This window comes from Methylobacterium sp. CB376, assembly GCF_029714205.1.
Lineage (GTDB): Bacteria > Pseudomonadota > Alphaproteobacteria > Rhizobiales > Beijerinckiaceae > Methylobacterium.
This window is the reverse complement of sequence record NZ_CP121648.1, coordinates 3,915,001-3,931,871: the sequence shown is the minus strand read 5'-3', so window position 1 is coordinate 3,931,871 and position 16,871 is coordinate 3,915,001. Positions and strand designations below refer to the sequence as shown.

Sequence of the window (16,871 nt, the reverse complement as noted above, 5' to 3'; positions counted from 1 at the left end):
AACGCGCCAATGGCAGAACTCATCGTCCAGGCCGGCTGGGTCGTCACCGGGATCCGGGACCGCCACACCCCGATCATCGTCGAGGGCGGCGCCGTCCTCTCCCGCGACGGGATCATCGCGGCGGTCGGCCCCGCGGAGGCGCTGCAGCGGCAGGCGCCGCGGGCGGAGCTGCGCCGCTATCCCGGCCACGTCATGCTGCCGGGCTTCGTCAACAGCCACCACCATGTCGGGCTCACCCCGCTGCAGCTGGGCTCGCCCGACTACGCGCTGGAATTGTGGTTCGCGAGCCGGCTGCCCGCCCGGCGCATCGACCTCACCCTCGACACGCTCTACTCGGCCTTCGAGATGGTGGCCTCCGGCGTCACCACGGTGCAGCACATCCAGGGCTGGATGGCCGGCGGCTACGAGGCGATCCACGCGGCCGCGACGCAGACGCTGAACAGCTACCGCAGCCTCGGCATGCGCGCCTCCTACTGCTACGCGGTGCGCGAGCAGAACCGCCTCGTCTACGAGGCGGACGAGGCGTTCTGCGCCCGGCTGCCCGCCGATCTCGGCGCCGAACTGGCGGCCCACCTGAGGGCGCAGGCGATGCCCTTCGACGACTTCCTGCGCCTGTTCGACGCGCTGCGGGAGGAGAACGAGGGCCAGCGCCTCACCCGCATCCAGCTCGCCCCGGCCAACCTGCACTGGTGCACCGACGAGGGGCTGGTGGCCCTGGACGCGCGCGCCCGCGCCGCCGGCGCGCCGATGCACATGCACCTGCTGGAGACCGCCTACCAGAAGGAATATGCCCGCCGCCGCACCGGCAAGACGGCCCTGCGCCACCTGCACGATCTCGGCGTGCTCGGGCCGCACATGACCCTCGGCCACGGGGTCTGGCTCACCGCCGAGGACATCGACATCGTCGCGCAGACCGGCACCTGCCTGTGCCACAATTGCTCCTCGAATTTCCGCCTGCGCTCGGGCCTCGCCCCGCTCAACACCTGGGAGCGCAAGGGCATCACGGTCGGGATGGGGCTCGACGAGGCCGGTCTCAACGACGACCGCGACATGCTCCAGGAGCTGCGCCTGGCGCTGCGGGTCCACCGGGTGCCGGGCATGGACGACGACGACGTGCCGACGCCCGCGCAGATCGTCCGGATGGCGACAGAATCGGGGGCGATGACCACGGCCTTCGGCGCCACGATCGGGCGGCTGGAGCCCGGGCGCTTCTTCGACGCCTCGCTGATCAACTGGCGCCGGGCCACCTACCCGTTCCAGGACCCGGACATCCCGATGCTCGACGCGCTGGTGCAGCGGGCCAAGATCGACAGCGTGGACGCGGTCTACATCGACGGCGACCTCGTCTACGCCGAGGGCCGCTTCACGCGAATCGACCGGGACGCGGTGCTGGCCGAGATCGCCGCGATCCTGACCCGCCCGCGCACGCCCGAGGAGGAGACCCGCCGCCGCCTCGGCCGGGCGGTCTTCCCGCACGTGAAGGCCTTCTACGACGGCTACCTGCCGGAGACGCCGCGGAGCCCCTTCTACGCCGCCTCGTCCGCCGTCTGATCCGGGATCCGCTTGATCGAAGCGGATCCCGGATCGCGAGCCCGCGCGGCGCCTGAGCGAAGCCCACATCCGCCATCCCGAAGGGATCAAGCGGATCACCAGCCCGCGCGGCGCCTGAGCGAAGCCCCAATCCGCCATCCCGAAGGGATCAAGCGGATTGGGTATGACGGGATCCGGGATCGGGCGGCGGCGTTGCCCGCGAGGCCCGCCCGGGAGCCGCCATGCCGCCGTCCGACCCCGACCTCACCCTCCTGCGCCTGCCCGAGGCGACGCTCGGTCTCGCCTCGGCCGGCCCACCGGACGGGCCCCTGACCATCCTGCTGCACGGGTTCCCGGAATTCTGGTACGGCTGGCGCCACCAGATCGGACCGCTCGCGGCCGCGGGCCTGCGCGTCGTCGCCCTCGACCAGCGCGGCTACGGCCGCTCCAGCAAGCCCGCCGCGGTGGCGGCCTACCGGCTGGAGCGCCTCGCCGGGGACGTGCTGGCCGTCGCGGACGCCCACGGCGCCGCGCGGATCCGCCTCGTCGGCCACGATTGGGGCGGCATCCTCGGCTGGTGGCTCGCCGCGCGCAGGCCCGAGCGGATCGCCCGGCTCGCCGTCCTCAACGCGCCGCATCCCGACCTGCTCACCGCCTTCCTGCGCCGGCACCCGCTGCAGGCCCTGCGGCTCGGCTACTTCGCGGGGTTCCAGCCGCCCCGGCTGCCGGAGGCGGCCCTGCGGGCCGGGCGCTTCCTGGCCCTGCGCGAGGCGCTGCGCCTCACCAGCCGGCCGGGCGCCTTCACGCCGGAGGACCTCGCCCGCTACGAGACGGCCTGGGCCGAGCCGGGCGCGCTCACCGGCATGCTGAACTGGTACCGCGCCTTCCCCAAGCGCGCGCCCGCGCCGGGCCGGATCCGCGTGCCGACCCTGATCCTGTGGGGCCGCAAGGACATCGCCCTCAGCCCGGACCTCGCCGAGACCTGCCTCGCCGCCTGCGACGAGGGCGAGGTCGCGTGGTTCCCCGAGGCGACCCACTGGCTGCAGCACGAGGAGCCGGAGGCGGTGAACGCGGCGCTCGCCGCCTTTCTGACCCGTCCGGACGGCGGGTGAGCGGGCGGCGCCCGCGGCGGCCCGGCCGGGGCCGGCTCAGGCCCGCGCGGGCTCCGGCCGATCACCCGCCCGCACCTCGCGCAGGAAGGCCAGGATCGCCGGGAGCCGCGCGGCGAGCGCCTCCGGGTCGTCGTCCTCCAGGGTCAGGCAGCCGTAGCAGCGCCGATTGTCCAGGTATTGCGGGATGCCCCGGCGCCGCGCATGGTCGGAGAACACCACGTATTCGTGCCGCCCGCTGCCGTCCTCGTAGCGCAGGAGCGGGATCGCGTCCGCCCGCACGAGGTAGGTGCAGTGGACCACCGGCACCTCGACCACGCCGAGGATCCGCCGCTCGAGCAGCGCGTCGTAGTCCCGCGATTCCGCGAAGTAGCCCTGCGCATCCACCGCCGCGTGGAAATTCGCGTAGCGCGAGCCGGGCTTCACCTCCCGCAGCATCGGCGCCACGATCGGCAGGTTCAGGCTCACGAGATCGCGCAGGGTCGACGGGATCAGGAAGTTGTCGGCATCCGCCACGAAGTAAAAGGCGCAGTCCCGCGCCAGGGTGAGGGCGAGGCTGCGCTGGCGGATCGCGCCCAAGACCGCGAAGCGCTGGGGCGTCCACTCGTGCACCGCGAGGTCCTGCACCGGCTCGGGCACGTCCGCGTCGTCGAAGACGATCCCGGCGTAGAGCCCCCCGACCCGGTCGAGCCAGGCGCGCAGCATCCCGCCCGTCCGGTCCGTGTTGTTGTTGGTGCGCACGCACAGGACGATCGATGATTTCGGGTAGTCGAGGGCCTCGATGCAGTCGAGGTAGAGGTCGAGCACGGGCTCCTTCTGCTTGGCCAGGACGGCGAGGAGCACGCGCGGGGCCGGCTCGGGCAGGCGGCTTCGCAGCGGCCGCAGCGCCGCCGGCGGATCGAGGGGCGGGGAGGGCTGCCGCGGCGGGGCCTGCTCCAGGGCCGAGGCGGCGAAGCGCAGGTTGCGCAGGATCCGCTCGCGGTCGGGGCCAGGCAGCATCTCGCTGTGCAGGGCGCGCAGGCAGCCGTCGATGCAATCGTGCATCGCGCCCGCCCAGTAGGCGTTGATCGCGTACTCGTCGGCGAGGCCGTAGGCGTAGATCCAGCGCTCGACGAAGAGCCCGTCGGCCGGGGCGGGCCGGCCCAGGGCCTCCTTGGCGATGGCGTGGCCCTGGCGGTTGCGCCCGATGCCGCGGCAGAAGCGGCTCGCCGCGTGGGCCGCCTCGACGCGGCCCGGCCGGACCTCGCCGGCCCGGCGGTAGACCGCCAGGATCTCGTCCGGATCCGCCCGCAGGGCCTCCATCAGGCGGCCGGCCTGGTAGAGGCTGACGAAGACCTCCTCCTCCCAGAAGCCCAGGGTCGCCCGCCGGAGATAGGCCTCGACCGCCTGCTGGACGGCGCCGCAATCGCGGTAGGTCTGCGCGAGGTAGAAGGTGTAGCGCGCGACCAGGAAGGGGTCGGTCTCGGCGGCGAGCGCCTGCTCCAGCACCGCCGCGTCGCGCCGATAGGTCGCCGGATCGCGCCGCCGCCGCCCGTCCTCGCTCACGCGGATCGTCAGGGGCAGGTGCCCGGAACTGCGCGCCTCCTCGCAGGCCAGGAACTCGTGCAGCACGCCCCGGTAGCGCCACGGGAGGGCGTTGCGCACGAGCTGCGGGCGCCGGTAGGCGATCGCCCCGAACCGGATGTCGAGCGTGTAGGAATCCGCGTCGAGGGGCGGCAGGACGAAGCCGTCCGGGATCTCCAGCGTGTCGTCGGCGTCGATGATCAGCGAATAGGCGCCGCGCGGCCGGGCGAGGTCCAGCGCCTCGCTGCGGTTGTGGGCGAAGTCGCGCCAGGGCCGCTCCACCAGCGCGCCGGGCAGCCCGGCGAGGGCGTCGCGCACGATCTCCTGCGTCCCGTCGGTCGAGCCCGTATCGACGACCACCCAGTGGTCGATCAGGGGCCGCACGGAGTCGAGGCAGCGCCGGATCACGGGCGCCTCGTCCTTCACGATCATGCAGAGGCAGATGCCCCGGTCGGCGGTCATGCGGGGTTCCCTCCTCCGGTCCCGAAGGTCAGGAACACGGAATTGCGCCACATGCCGGTCTCCGTCTGCGGACAATAGGTGAGGACGACTGCGCCCGGCAGGTCGAAGGGCGGTCGGTCGAGCCGCAGGGGCCGGTAGCCGCCCGGCTCGATCTCGCCGTTGAGGCCGTCCTCGGGCTTGTCGGTGTTGGTGATGAGGGCGAAGCGATAGCGCGACCGGATCACCGGCAGGTACGCCCGGATCACCCCGAGCGGCAGGTGCTGGAGCACCTCCTTGGCCAGGAGGAGGTCGCCTCCCGGCAGGTCCTCGATGCGCGTCAGCAGCCGGAAATCGACCGTGTCCCGCCAGTAGCGGGCGAGGTTCCGGGTGATCACGCTCTCGACGACGTCGAACCCCGTGTAGGTGACGCCGCTCCAGTCGATCAGGCGGGAGAACTGCCAGTCCCCGCAGCCGAGTTCGGTCACGGTGGCGACGCGGTTCTCCGCGATGAAGCGCTCCAGGAAGGCGCGGTACGCGATCGTGTTGACCGGACGGGACCCGGGCCCCGAGCCGTGCGACCAGCTGTCGGCCCGGTAGATGGTCTCGAAGGCGCGGGCGATCGCGGCGGTGTCGGTCATGGCCTCCTCGGAGTGGGCCGCAGGACCGGGCCGCCGTTGCGCGGGCCGGTCCTGCCGCTGGGTCATGTCATACCGGTTCTCGATCGCCGATCCCGCGCGGCGGCCGCGCCCGACGGCCGTGCCGAACCGATCGCCGGAGACTCTCCCATCGCCGGAGGCCCTCTCACGGGCCGGCGCCGCGGGCCGCGTCGAGCGCCGCGACGACCTCGCCGGTGATCGCCGCCGCGGCCTCCCGCCAGGGCGCCGCCTCGCGCCGCTTGGCCTCGGCGTCGGGTCGGAAGGCGCGGCCCGGCGCCTTCGCGTCCCGCGCCGCCGCCGCCCGCATCGCCGCCAGGACGGCGGCGTCCGGCCACAGCCCGAAATGCGGCGCGACCCGGCCGAGGATCGCCTCCGGCAGGTCGTCGTAGCGCAGGATCAGCCCGCGCCCGGGCGCCCGGGCGAGGCCGTCGAGCGCCGCGCGCCCGAGCGCCGCCATCACCCGCAGCTGGTAGAGGTCCGGCGCCAGCGCGAACAGGTCGGCCTCGGCGAGCCCCAGCAGGGAGGCCGGGATCCGGCCCGGCATCGTGTCGGCCCCGGCCTGCCGCCGCTGCGAGGCCAGGATCTCCAGCGGCTCGCGGTAGAGGAAGAGCCAGGGCACGTCCGGGAAGACGCGCTGGATCCGCGCCAGGTCGAGCACGTCCGCGGCCATGAACTTCACCACGGCCCGCGCCTCGTCGGGGAAGCGCCGCGCCGCGAGGGCGCCGACCAGGCCGCCGAGCCATGCATCGACGCGGGCCGGGGCGAGGCCCCCGCCATGCCCGGCCTCCAGCACGCCCCGCAGCGGCCCCGGCTCCGACAGCACCAGGGTGGACGGGTCCGCCGCGAGCACCTGGGCGCACAGGGTCGAGCCGCAGCGGGCCATGTGGAAGATGAAGCCCGCGGGCGGCAGGCCGGGCGGGCGGGCCGCCAGGGCGTCGGCGCGGCTGCGCTGCTGGAAGGCCGCGTTGAAGGGCGCCCCGATCTCGCGCGAGATCGTCTCGAAGAAGAACGGCTCGGTCGGGCGGCGCGCCCCGAGATGGCACCAATCGACGGTCAGGGTCCCGTCCGCCCAGCCGGTGCGGAAGGGCGTCCAGCCCGCGAAGGCGTCCGGGTCGTCGTTCTCGATCGGCCCGACCTCGCCCGGCAGGGCGAGGGGCGCCGATTGCATCAGCCAGCCGTGGCGATTGGCCCGCATCGCCGCCTCCACGTCGGCGGGCGTCACCGCCTCGGCGGCCGGCGCCGCGGCCGCGCAGGCGGCCGCCACGAAGGCGTCGCGGTCGAGGATCGGCCGCAGGGAGGCCGCCAGCGCCGCATCCGCGGCGACGCGGCGCGCGAGGGCCGCGAATCCGTCCCGGCTCATCCGCCCGCCTCCCGCGCGGCGCGGAACAGCGCCGCGACCCACGCGTCCACCTGCGCGTCGATGACGAGGTGGATCCGCGCCGCGGCGCCGTCGTTGCGCACGCTGTGCGGGTCCGACAGGCGCAAGTACCAGCAGGAACCCGGCTCCATCACCACCCGCGCGCCGTTGAGCCGAAAGTCCACGCCCGGATTGGTGACGAGGGGCACGTGCAGCCGCACCGCCCCGTCCTCGAAGGCGAGGTCGCGGTCGCGGTGCTCGCGGATCACCGAGCCGGGCCCGAGCCGCATCAGCCGGACGCTGGCGAGCGGGCAGGGCAGGGCGGCCAGCGCCGCCCGGATCGCCGGGCAGGCGGCGAGGGCGGGCGCGTCGGCGAAGTCGCCCGCCGGCGGGTCGGCCGCGATCATCATCACCGGATGGGTCGCGCCGGCCGGGGCGCGCAGCGGGATCACGTCCCACTCGCCCGCGTAGTTGCGGGTGATGAAGTGGCGCAGCCACGGCGTGCCGCCGAGGGCCGCGCACTCGGCCGCCATGGCGGCGGCGTCGAAGCGCAGGGGCAGGCGCAGCCGGTCGGGGACGGGGGTCACGGGGCGGGGCTCCAGGCGAGGTCGAGGGTGAGGTCGGTCTGCGCGATGGGCCGGAAGCCGAGGCGCGCGTAGAGGCGGCGCGCGCCCGCATTGCCCTGCGCCACCGTGAGGTGGACCGGCAGGCCGAGCCGGGCCGCCTCAGCCATCACCTCGCCGAGGAGGCGAGTGCCGAGGCCGCGCCCCTGCCAGGGGGGCAGCAGCGCCACGTCCACGACGGTCAGCGCCGCCCCGCGGGCGGTGACGAGCCGCCCGACCGGGACGCCGCCCGCCTCGACGATCTCGTGGCACGCCTGCGGGTAGAGCGCCCGGTAGGTCGCCGCCTGCCCGGCGAAGCCCTGGTCGAGCAGCAGGGCGCGCAGGGGCGCGGGCAGCCCTTCCAGGGGCGTGCCCTGCGCCGCCGCGAACAGCGCCCGCAGGAAGGGCGCGTCCTCGGGCCGCTCGGGACGGCGGACGGGGACGTCCGCCGGGCCCGCCTCGTGCGCCGCCGCCACGCCGTCAGTTCCGGGCCGGGAAGAGGCCCTGGAGGGCGATGAGATAGTTCAGGACCAGCGTCGGCTGCCGGTTCTCGTGGGGCTGAGAGCCGCCGGTGCTCTGGATCGTCCCGGGGTTCAGCACCACCGACTGGGCCGGCGCCGGGTTGTGGGTCTTCAGGGGCCTGTTGTTGGCATCGCTCGTGTTCGCCAGGAAGGCCCCGGCCGCGGCGACCTGCGTCCCCTGGGCGTCGCTGACGGTCACCAGGTGGCTGTGCGCCGGGATCTGTGCCTGCGTCAGGGTCACGGCCTCGTCGCCGAGTTTGTCGCCGAGCACGTAATTCGAGAGGCCGGGCGCTTGGCCGGCGCTGACCGGGACGCGCCCGCGCAGATCGGGCAGCGCGAAGCTCACCCTGCCGTCGCCGCCGTAGGTGGTGCCGATAATCGCGAACAGCGCCTGATATTGCGCGATCGGCAGGAGCTGACCATGGCAGAACGCCCACCCCCGGGCCGCATAATTCCCTGCGAAGAGCATGATCTGACCAACGAAAGGCTCGGTCATGACTGAAAATTCCTGAAGATCGACGGCGAATTCGGAGATGAGACCGAAGATCGTGCGCCGCAGCAGAATCGGTTTCGGCGCACCGCGTGCTCGTATCCCGTCACCGGAGACGAGTCCATGGATTTTGCGAGGGCGCGACGCAGTGAAAAAATCTCACGAGAATCGATTGCGGCTCGTCCATTCTCGGGCGCGCGAGATACTCTTGCCGAGCATGTTCAGATATTCACGAGATGTCGTCGGGCCGGCGGGAATCTGTCATCTCGGCGACATGTCGCTGCAGGTTGCGCGCCTCTGACGCCGCTGCGGCCAGCGGGCCTCGTTCCGCGGTCGGGTTCGCCCTCGGCCACGTGACCGCCGCCTGCGCGGCGCCGGGCGCGTCGACCGGACGCGCCTCGAACCCGACGTCGGTCCTGCCGAAAGCCGCCGGGCGCGGGGGTCGGGGCCGCGCCAAGGCGCGCCACCCCAGCGGGAACGGCGCGTGCTTCCCGGGCCCGGCGGCCACGGCCCTCCGCCGGGCCCCGTCAATTCCGGGCCGGGTAGATGCCTTCGACGGCGATGATGAAGTTGAGCGCGAGGTAGGGCTGAATGTTGGGATGGGCCTGCGAGCCGCCGGCATTCTGGACCGTGTCGTCCGCCAGGGACACCGGTTTCGCCGCCGTGCCGGAGGTGTGATTGAGAACCGGCGTGGGCCTTCCTCCGATCGTCACCGTCGCCTGTGCCAGGTGAGCCTTGTCGGGCGAGCTGACGTTGCCGTCGGTCGCGTCCCCAGTGATCTTGTGCGAATGCGCGGGGATCTGCTGGACGCCGAGCGTCACAGTCTCGGTCCCCGCATGCTGGCCGAGCACGTAACTCGACAGGCCGGCCCCTTGGCCGGGATGCAGCGGCACGCGACCGCGCAGATCAGGCAAGGCGAAGGTCGTCTTTCCATCGCCGCCGTAGGTGTTGCCGAGAATCGCGAACAGCGCTGGGTGCTGCGCAATCTGCATGATCTGGCCATTGCAGAACGCCCAATTTCTGGGAGCAAAATTCCCGGCAAACAGCGTGATTTGACCAACATATAGCGCCGTCATACCCACCTCCTTTTAAAGATACACGGAAGTTAAGAGAAACCACGGGACACCATGCACAGCAACAGGACCGCTCCTGTGCACCGCGTCCTCCTAGCTGATTATATCATTCAAGTCCACATGCAGTTTATAAAACTGTCACCTCTCTCATGATCGCGCTGAAATCGCCATCATGGTAGCCGACGAAGCCAAAGTTACTATATACCAGCATATGTATAAACTCACACTATGTATTCGTATTAAAGGAATTATGCCTTTTCGGCAACACGTCTCACTGATCTGGCGAACATCCGCTCCCATCCCGCTCACAGGACTTGACCACCAATCTCTCCGAACGGAAGAGATCAAGGTCATTCGGCGGGGCCGGCTGGCGAAATCGCGTCCTCCGCGTGACGGTCCCCTTCGCCACCTTTGCTGTCGGCAACGCCGCACAAGCGGCGGCGGAACATTTGGGGATCGGGTTCGATGGCCTACGGAACGATCACGGTAACGGCAAATTTCGTACAGCCCCTAACAAATGCAGTTTCGAATTCAGGCATCGTACTTCTTTATGACACGACCGGCACATCGACCCTGTCTGCATCTAATTTTATTGGATCTTCAGGATATTACTTTACACCCTCAGGCAGCACCACAGGAACTTCCGCATATTTCTCGCTGACAACCACGGCGACCGTCGGAAGCGGCCGCAGCTTCACCGCCATCATCGAAAATCCAACCTACTTTAATTCACCAGCACCGACGAGCCTCACCAGTTCAGCAGTCTACAATTCGAATGGCCAGGATACCGGCGCGTCCGCAACACTTAGTGCTGGCGGCGTCGACAAGGCAAACGGTTTGGGTGGAGCGAACTATGACGTGAATTACGCGAAGCTCGTCTTCTCGAATGTCACCGTCACGGCCGGAGGGGGCGCACCCGGGCCGACAGGTGCCAGCGGCGCAACGGGCGCAACGGGCGCCACTGGCGCAACGGGGAGCGGAGCCACAGGCGCGACAGGGGCCACCGGCGCCACGGGCACGGGCGCGACCGGGCCGACCGGGGCCGCGGGCTCCACCGGCGCGACGGGCACGGCCGGTGCGACGGGCGCCACGGGAGCGGGCGCCACAGGCGCCACAGGCGCGACCGGTGCGACGGGAGACACGGGCCCCACGGGCGCGGGGGCGACCGGAGCCACAGGCGCGACGGGCGCGGGGGCGACCGGCGCCACGGGATCGGATGGCGCGACCGGCGCCGCGGGCGCGACCGGTGCGACGGGATCCGCCGGTGCGACGGGGGCGACGGGCACGGCGGGGACCACGGGCGCGACCGGCGCCGCGGGCGCGGATGGCGCCGGGGGCGCGACCGGCAGCACCGGCGCCGCGGGCGCGACGGGTGCCACCGGCGCGGACGGCGCGAGGGGCGCCACGGGCAGGGACGGCGCCGCGGGGGCGACCGGCGGCACAGGGGCCGCAGGCGCAACCGGCGGCACGGGAGCGGCCGGCAGCACCGGCGCCGCGGGCGCAACGGGTGCCACCGGCGCAGATGGCGCGAGGGGCGCCACGGGCAGGGACGGCGTTGCCGGGGCGACCGGCGGCACGGGGGCTGCGGGTGCGACCGGCGCCACGGGCGCGGACGGCGCGAGGGGTGCCACGGGCAGGGACGGCGCCACCGGGGCGACCGGCAGCATGGGGGCTGCGGGTGCGACCGGCGCGACCGGAATCGGTGCGACGGGGTCGGCCGGCAGCACCGGCGCCGCGGGCGCGACGGGTGCCACCGGCGCGGACGGCGCGAGGGGCGCCACAGGCAGGGACGGCGCCGCGGGGGCGACCGGCAGCACGGGGGCTGCGGGTGCGACCGGCGCGACCGGAATCGGCGCGACGGGGTCGGCTGGCAGCACCGGCGCCGCGGGCGCAGATGGCGCGAGGGGCGCCACGGGCAGGGACGGCGCTGCCGGGGCGACCGGCAGCACGGGGGCCGCAGGCGCAACCGGCGCCACGGGCGCGGACGGCGCGAGGGGTGCCACGGGCAGGGACGGCGCCACCGGGGCGACCGGCAGCATGGGGGCTGCGGGTGCGACCGGCGCGACCGGAATCGGTGCGACGGGGTCGGCCGGCAGCACCGGCGCCGCGGGCGCGACGGGTGCCACCGGCGCGGACGGCGCGAGGGGTGCCACGGGCAGGGACGGCGCTGCCGGGGCGACCGGCAGCACGGGCGCCGCGGGCGCGACCGGTCCCGCTGGGGCCACGGGCGCCGGCGGCACGACCGGCGCGACGGGGGCGGCCGGGGCGACGGGCACCGCCGGAGCCACCGGCGCGACCGGGAGCACCGGACCGGCCGGGGCCACCGGCGCCACCGGCCCCGAATGCTTCACCCACGGCACCCGCCTGCTCACGCTCACGGGCGCGCGCCGCGTCGAGGATCTCGCGGTCGGCGACCGCCTCCTCACCGCCGCCGGCGAGGCCCGGCCGGTGGTCTGGATCGGGCGCCGCCGCCTGCGCCCCGACGCCCATCCCCGCCCCGACCGCGTCCGCCCGGTGCGGATCCGGGCCGGGGCCCTGGCGCCGGGCCTGCCGGAGCGCGACCTCCTGCTCTCGCCCGGCCACGGGGTGCTGTTCGCCGGCCACCTGATCCCGGCCGGCCTGCTGGTCGACGGGCGCGGCGTGGCGGTGGAGGCCGTGGCCGAGGTGGAGTACCTGCACGTGGAACTCGACCTGCACGACGTGGTCCTGGCCGAGGGCGTGCCCTGCGAGAGCTACCTCGATGCCGGGCAGCGGGCGGATTTCGAGGAGGCGGGCGGGGTGACGCGCCTGCACCCGGTCTTCCTGCCGCTGACCTACGAGGCGGCCTGCGCGCCGCTGGCGGTGGCCGGCCCGGTGCTGGCGGCGGCGCGGGCGCAGATCGCGGCCCGGGCGGAGGCCCAAGCCGAGGCCGCAGCCCAAGCCGAGGCCCAAGTCGGGGCCCAAGTCGAGGCCCAAGCCGAGGCCGCGGCGCGGGAGGGCGAGGCCGCGCCGCGCCGGCGGCCGGCCGGGTGAGGTCCCGGCGAGGGCTGAGCCCTCGCCCCCCTCACTCCGCCGCGAGCGCCGCCGGGCCGGCGTTGCCGGCGAGCACCTGCAGGGCGGCCTCGACGCCGCCCGGGCGGTGCGGGATGCCGCGGATCCGCAGGCCCAGTTCGACGCCGGCCAGCGTCCCGGTGACCATCAGGTCGTGGAAATCGCCCAGGTGGCCGATGCGGAAGACCCGGTCGGCCAGCGGCCCGAGGCCGTTGCCGAGCGACATGTTGCAGCGCTCCAGGATCTCGGCCCGCAGCGCATCCGCCGAGTGGCCCTCGGGCAGGCGCACCGCGGTCAGCGCCGAGGAATAGTCCTCCGGATTGCGGCACTGGATCTCGAAGCCCCAATGGGCCACGCAGGCCCGGGTCGCCGCCGCGGCGCGGTCGTGGCGGGCGAAGACCGCCGGCAGGCCCTCGGCCCGCAGCATCTCCAGGGCCACCGCCAGCCCCTGCAGCAGGTTCGTGGAAGGCGTGTAGGGGAAGGTGCCGGTGGCGTTCGCGGCCAGCATCTCCTCCCAGTTCCAGTAGGAGTTCGGCAGCCGCGCCGACCGCGACGCGGCCAGCGCCTTGTCCGAGACCGCGTTGAAGGACAGGCCGGGCGGCAGCATCAGCCCCTTCTGCGAGCCCGCGATGGTGACGTCGACGCCCCACGCGTCGTGCCGGTAATCGATCGAGCCGAGCGACGAGATCGCGTCGACGAGGAGCAGGGCCGGGTGGCGCGCCTGGTCGAGCGCCCGGCGCACCGCCGCCACGTTCGAGGTCACCCCCGTCGAGGTCTCGTTGTGGACGATGCAGACCGCCTTGATGGCGTGGCCCGCATCCTCGGCGAGGCGCGCCTCGATGGCGGCCGCGTCGACGCCCGAGCGCCAATCCCCCTTCAGGAATTCCGCCTCGATCCCGAGGCGCTTGGCGAGGCGGCTCCAGAGGGTCGCGAACCAGCCGGTCTCGAACATCAGCACCCGGTCCCCGGGCGACAGCGTGTTGGCGAGCGCCGCCTCCCAGGCGCCGGTGCCGGAGGCCGGGTAGATCACCACCGGGTTGGTCGTGCCGAAGACCGGCCGGATCTCCGCCAGCACCGTGCGGCCGAGCCGGGCGAAGTCCGGCCCGCGATGGTCGATGGTCGGCCTGGCGATCGCGGCGAGGACCGGCAGCGGCGTGTTGGTCGGTCCCGGAATCTGCAGGAAGTGGCGGCCCGGCGCGTGCGTCATGAGGGTCCTCCCGGCTGTCGGCCTGCGGTTTTGGCGTGATCTGAATTTTGTATTATGTATGCGGCAGAGGCAAGAGCCGGCGGCCGGCCCGCGGCGGCAGGGGAGGGGGCGATGCACGGGTCTCTGGGCAATCCGGGGGCGGCGGGTCGGGAGGCGGGGTCCTCGGCGCCCCTGGAGCGGCGCCTGCGCGAGGCCGTCTCGGGCGAGGTGCTGTTCGGCGCCTTCGACCGCGGGCGCTACGCCACCGACGCCTCGATCTACCAGATCATGCCGCGCGGCGTGGTGCTGCCGCGGACCCGCGCCGACATCGCCGCCGTGCTCGCGGTCGCGGCCGAGCACGAGGTCCCGGTCGTCATGCGGGGCGGGGGCACCTCGCAGAACGGGCAGCCGATCGGCGCGGGGCTCGTCGTCGATTGCTCGCGCCACCTCGACGGGGTGCTGGCCTACGATCCGGCCGCCGGCACCGTCACGGTCGAGCCCGGGACGGTGCTGGAGCGCCTCAACGCGCGGCTGAAGGCGGATGGCTGGTTCTTCCCCGTCGAGCCCTCGACGGCGAGCCGCTGCACCATCGGCGGCATGGTGGGCAACAATTCCTGCGGCGCCCGCTCGCTGCGCTACGGCAAGATGGTCGACAACGTGCTCGGCCTCGACGGCCTGCGCGCGGACGGCACCGCCTTCTCGCTCTCCGCCGAGGGCGCGCCCGGGGCGGAGGACCTCGCCGCGCGGATGCGGCGCCTCGCCGAGGCCGAGCGGGACGAGATCGAGGCCCGGTTCCCGAAGGTGCAGCGGCGGGTCGGCGGCTACAATCTCGACGCGCTGCTGGCCGAGCGCCCGAACCTCGCCCACCTCCTCGTCGGCTCGGAGGGCACGCTCGCGGCGACGACCGCCGTCACCCTGCGGCTCGCCCGCCTGCCCGCCCACCGGGTGATGGGGGTGTGCCACTTCCCGTCGTTCCGGGCCGCCATGGAGACGGTGCCGGCCCTGGTCGCCCTCGATCCGGTGGCGGTGGAGCTCGTCGACAACAACGTGCTGGTGCTCGGCGCCGACATCCCGCTCTTCCGCGCGACGCTCGCCGACATCGCGCGGGGGCGGCCCGACTGCCTGCTCCTCGTCGAGTTCGCCGGCGAATCCGAGGCCGCGCTCGCGCGCGACCTCGCCCGCCTCGACGCCTGCATGGCCGATCACGGCTTCGCCGGGGCGGTCGTGCCGGTGGTGGAGCCCGCCCGCCAGCGCACCGTCTGGGGCATGCGCGAGGCCTGCCTCAACATCATGATGTCGATGCGCGGCGACGCGAAGCCCGTCTCCTTCATCGAGGATTGCGCGGTGCCCCTGGAGCACCTCGCCGACTACACCGACGCGGTGACGGCCCTCTTCGCCCGCCACGGCACGAGGGGCACGTGGTACGCCCACGCCTCGGTCGGCTGCCTGCACGTGCGGCCGATCCTCAACCTCAAGCAGGAGGCCGGGATCGCCGCGATGCGGGCCATCGCGGAGGAGACCGCCGACCTGGTGCGCCGCTTCAAGGGCTCGTATTCGGGCGAGCACGGCGACGGGATCTCGCGCTCCGAGTTCATCGCGCCCCTGTTCGGGCCGCGGCTGACCCGCGCCTTCGAGGCGGTCAAGGACGCCTTCGACCCGGAGAACCGCCTCAATCCCGGCAAGATCGTCCGGCCCCTGCGGATGGACGACCGCGGCCTGATGCGCTTCCCCGCGGGCTACCGGGTCGCGGCGCCGGCGCCCGCCCTCGACTGGTCGGCCTGGGGCGGGCTCGGCGGCGCGGTCGAGATGTGCAACAACAACGGCACCTGCCGGTCCCTGGCGGGGGGCGTGATGTGCCCCTCCTACCGGGCGACCCGCTCCGAGGAGCACCTGACGCGCGGGCGCGCCAACACGCTGCGGCTCGCCCTCTCGGGCCAGCTCGGGCCGGACGCCCTGACCGCCCCGGAGACCAAGCGCGCCCTCGACCTCTGCGTCTCCTGCAAGGGCTGCCGGCGGGAATGCCCGACCGGCGTCGACATGGCCCGCATGAAGATCGAGGTGCTCCACCATTACCACGCCCGCCACGGGCTGCCCCTGCGCGAGCGGCTGGTGGCGCACCTGCCGCGCTACGCCGGGCTGGCGGCCCGGCTGGCGCCGCTCCTGAACCTGCGCAACCGGGTGCCGGCGCTGGCGCGGCTCGGCGAGCGGCATCTCGGCCTCTCGGCCCGGCGCGCGCTGCCGCGCTGGCGCCGCCCCTTCGCGGAGGCCGGGGAGGTGGCGCATCCGGCCGACGTCGCCGGGGATTTCCGCGACGTCGTGCTGTTCGCCGACACCTTCAACCGGGCCTTCGAGCGCGAGAACCTGGAGGCGGCCGAGACGGTGCTGCGCCGCGCGGGCTACCGCCTGCACCGGGTGGCGGCGCCGGGCGGCGCCCGCCCGCTCTGCTGCGGGCGCACCTACCTGTCGGTGGGCGACGTGCCCCGGGCCCGGGCCGAGGCGCGCCGCACCCTCGACGCGCTGCTGCCCTTCGTGCGGGCGGGCGCCCGGGTGGTGGGGCTCGAACCCTCCTGCCTGCTCACCCTGCGCGACGAGTTCGCGGCCCTGCTGCCCCCCGCCGAGGCGGCGGAGCTCGCGGCGGCGAGCCTGCTGTTCGAGGAGTTGCTCGCCGCCGACCTCGCGGCCGGCCGGATCGCCCTTCCGCTCGCGGACCAGGGCGGGCGCGTGGCGCACCTGCACGGCCACTGCCACCAGAAGGCCTTCGGGGCGATGGGGGCGGTCGAGACGGTGCTGCGCCAGGTGCCGGGGCTCGACCTGCGGCTGATCGAATCGAGCTGCTGCGGCATGGCGGGCGCCTTCGGGTACGGCGCGGCGACCTACGACGCCTCGGTGGCGATGGCGGAGTTGTCGCTGTTTCCGGCCCTGCGGCGGGCGGACCCGGACGACCTCGTGGTGGCGGACGGGACGAGCTGCCGCCACCAGATCCGGGACGGGCTGGACCGCGAGGCGCTCCACGTGGCGCGGGTGCTCTGCGCCGCGCTCCGGCCCGAACCTCGACAGAAGGCCGCCCGCCCCATACCTCTGTGAGGGCGGGGCGGGTGTGCGGCGAAGTGCGATGACCAGGGTCGAGACGGGAATCAGCCGGCGCTACCTCCACGACGAGGTGGCGGAGCGTCTGCGCGCGCTGATCCTCTCGGGTGAACTGGAGCCGCGGGCGCGGCTGAACGAGATCCTGCTCACCGAACGCTTCGGCATCTCGCGCACGCCCCTGCGGGAGGCGATCAAGATCCTGGCGACCGAGGGGCTCCTGGAACTG

At 73.6% G+C, this 16,871-nt stretch carries 13 protein-coding genes (1 of these 13 running past the window's edge); 5 read left to right on the top strand and 8 right to left on the bottom strand.

All coding sequences use genetic code 11. The features are described from left to right. Positions 1–9: 9 nt before the first annotated feature. Positions 10–1,551 carry an amidohydrolase family protein gene (locus QA634_RS17730; protein WP_283026680.1) on the top strand — a complete coding sequence of 514 codons (1,542 nt, stop codon included), beginning with the start codon at positions 10–12 and terminating at the stop codon, positions 1,549–1,551. Positions 1,552–1,772: 221 nt separating this feature from the next. Continuing rightward, positions 1,773–2,642 (top strand): alpha/beta fold hydrolase, encoded by an 870-nt coding sequence (locus tag QA634_RS17725; RefSeq protein WP_012333280.1) that lies wholly within the window; start codon positions 1,773–1,775, stop codon positions 2,640–2,642. A 36-nt stretch (positions 2,643–2,678) separates the two neighbouring features. Here QA634_RS17725 and QA634_RS17720 read toward each other — a convergent pair whose 3' ends face one another. The 7 genes from QA634_RS17720 to QA634_RS17690 all read right to left on the bottom strand — a co-directional run bounded on the left by QA634_RS17720 (position 2,679) and on the right by QA634_RS17690 (position 9,345). Further along, entirely contained in the window at positions 2,679–4,664 is a 1,986-nt protein-coding gene (locus tag QA634_RS17720; protein ID WP_012333279.1) for a glycosyltransferase, read from the bottom strand. Then, positions 4,661–5,281: a class I SAM-dependent methyltransferase gene (locus QA634_RS17715; RefSeq protein WP_012333278.1), complete on the bottom strand. Its 621-nt coding sequence runs from the start codon at positions 5,279–5,281 to the stop codon at positions 4,661–4,663. Before QA634_RS17715 ends, QA634_RS17720 begins: the two co-directional genes overlap by 4 nt. A 163-nt stretch (positions 5,282–5,444) precedes the next feature. Then, positions 5,445–6,659: a sulfotransferase family protein gene (locus QA634_RS17710; RefSeq protein ID WP_012333277.1), complete on the bottom strand. Its 1,215-nt coding sequence runs from the start codon at positions 6,657–6,659 to the stop codon at positions 5,445–5,447. Further along, positions 6,656–7,243 (bottom strand): aspartyl/asparaginyl beta-hydroxylase domain-containing protein, encoded by a 588-nt coding sequence (locus QA634_RS17705; protein ID WP_012333276.1) that lies wholly within the window; start codon positions 7,241–7,243, stop codon positions 6,656–6,658. The genes QA634_RS17710 and QA634_RS17705 overlap by 4 nt, the downstream gene beginning before the upstream one ends. Beyond that, complete coding sequence (locus tag QA634_RS17700) at positions 7,240–7,734, bottom strand: GNAT family N-acetyltransferase (protein WP_012333275.1); 495 nt, start codon at positions 7,732–7,734, stop codon at positions 7,240–7,242. Before QA634_RS17700 ends, QA634_RS17705 begins: the two co-directional genes overlap by 4 nt. Before the next feature lie 4 nt (positions 7,735–7,738). Continuing rightward, positions 7,739–8,275 (bottom strand): phage tail protein, encoded by a 537-nt coding sequence (locus QA634_RS17695; protein ID WP_012333274.1) that lies wholly within the window; start codon positions 8,273–8,275, stop codon positions 7,739–7,741. Positions 8,276–8,796: 521 nt separating this feature from the next. Continuing rightward, entirely contained in the window at positions 8,797–9,345 is a 549-nt protein-coding gene (locus tag QA634_RS17690; protein WP_012333272.1) for a phage tail protein, read from the bottom strand. 2,034 nt (positions 9,346–11,379) lie between these two features. Between QA634_RS17690 and QA634_RS17685 the strand changes: the two genes are divergently transcribed. Continuing rightward, entirely contained in the window at positions 11,380–12,354 is a 975-nt protein-coding gene (locus QA634_RS17685) for a Hint domain-containing protein (RefSeq protein ID WP_265576369.1), read from the top strand. A 31-nt stretch (positions 12,355–12,385) separates the two neighbouring features. On the opposite strand, the gene QA634_RS17680 is transcribed toward QA634_RS17685, so the two are convergent. After that, positions 12,386–13,579, bottom strand: coding sequence for a pyridoxal-phosphate-dependent aminotransferase family protein (locus QA634_RS17680; RefSeq protein WP_012333270.1), 1,194 nt, complete (start codon positions 13,577–13,579; stop codon positions 12,386–12,388). Positions 13,580–13,690: 111 nt separating this feature from the next. On the opposite strand from QA634_RS17680, the gene QA634_RS17675 reads away from it, so the two are divergent. Together QA634_RS17675 and QA634_RS17670 are read left to right on the top strand one after the other, a co-directional pair. Beyond that, positions 13,691–16,642, top strand: a complete 2,952-nt coding sequence (locus tag QA634_RS17675; protein WP_012333269.1) for an FAD-binding and (Fe-S)-binding domain-containing protein — start codon at positions 13,691–13,693, stop codon at positions 16,640–16,642. 28 nt (positions 16,643–16,670) lie between these two features. Further along, a protein-coding gene (locus QA634_RS17670; RefSeq protein ID WP_012333268.1) for a GntR family transcriptional regulator crosses the window boundary here: on the top strand, positions 16,671–16,871 show its beginning. The gene runs 474 nt beyond the window's last position; 201 of the gene's 675 nt are visible here — the first part of the coding sequence; the start codon lies at positions 16,671–16,673; the stop codon falls past the right edge of the window.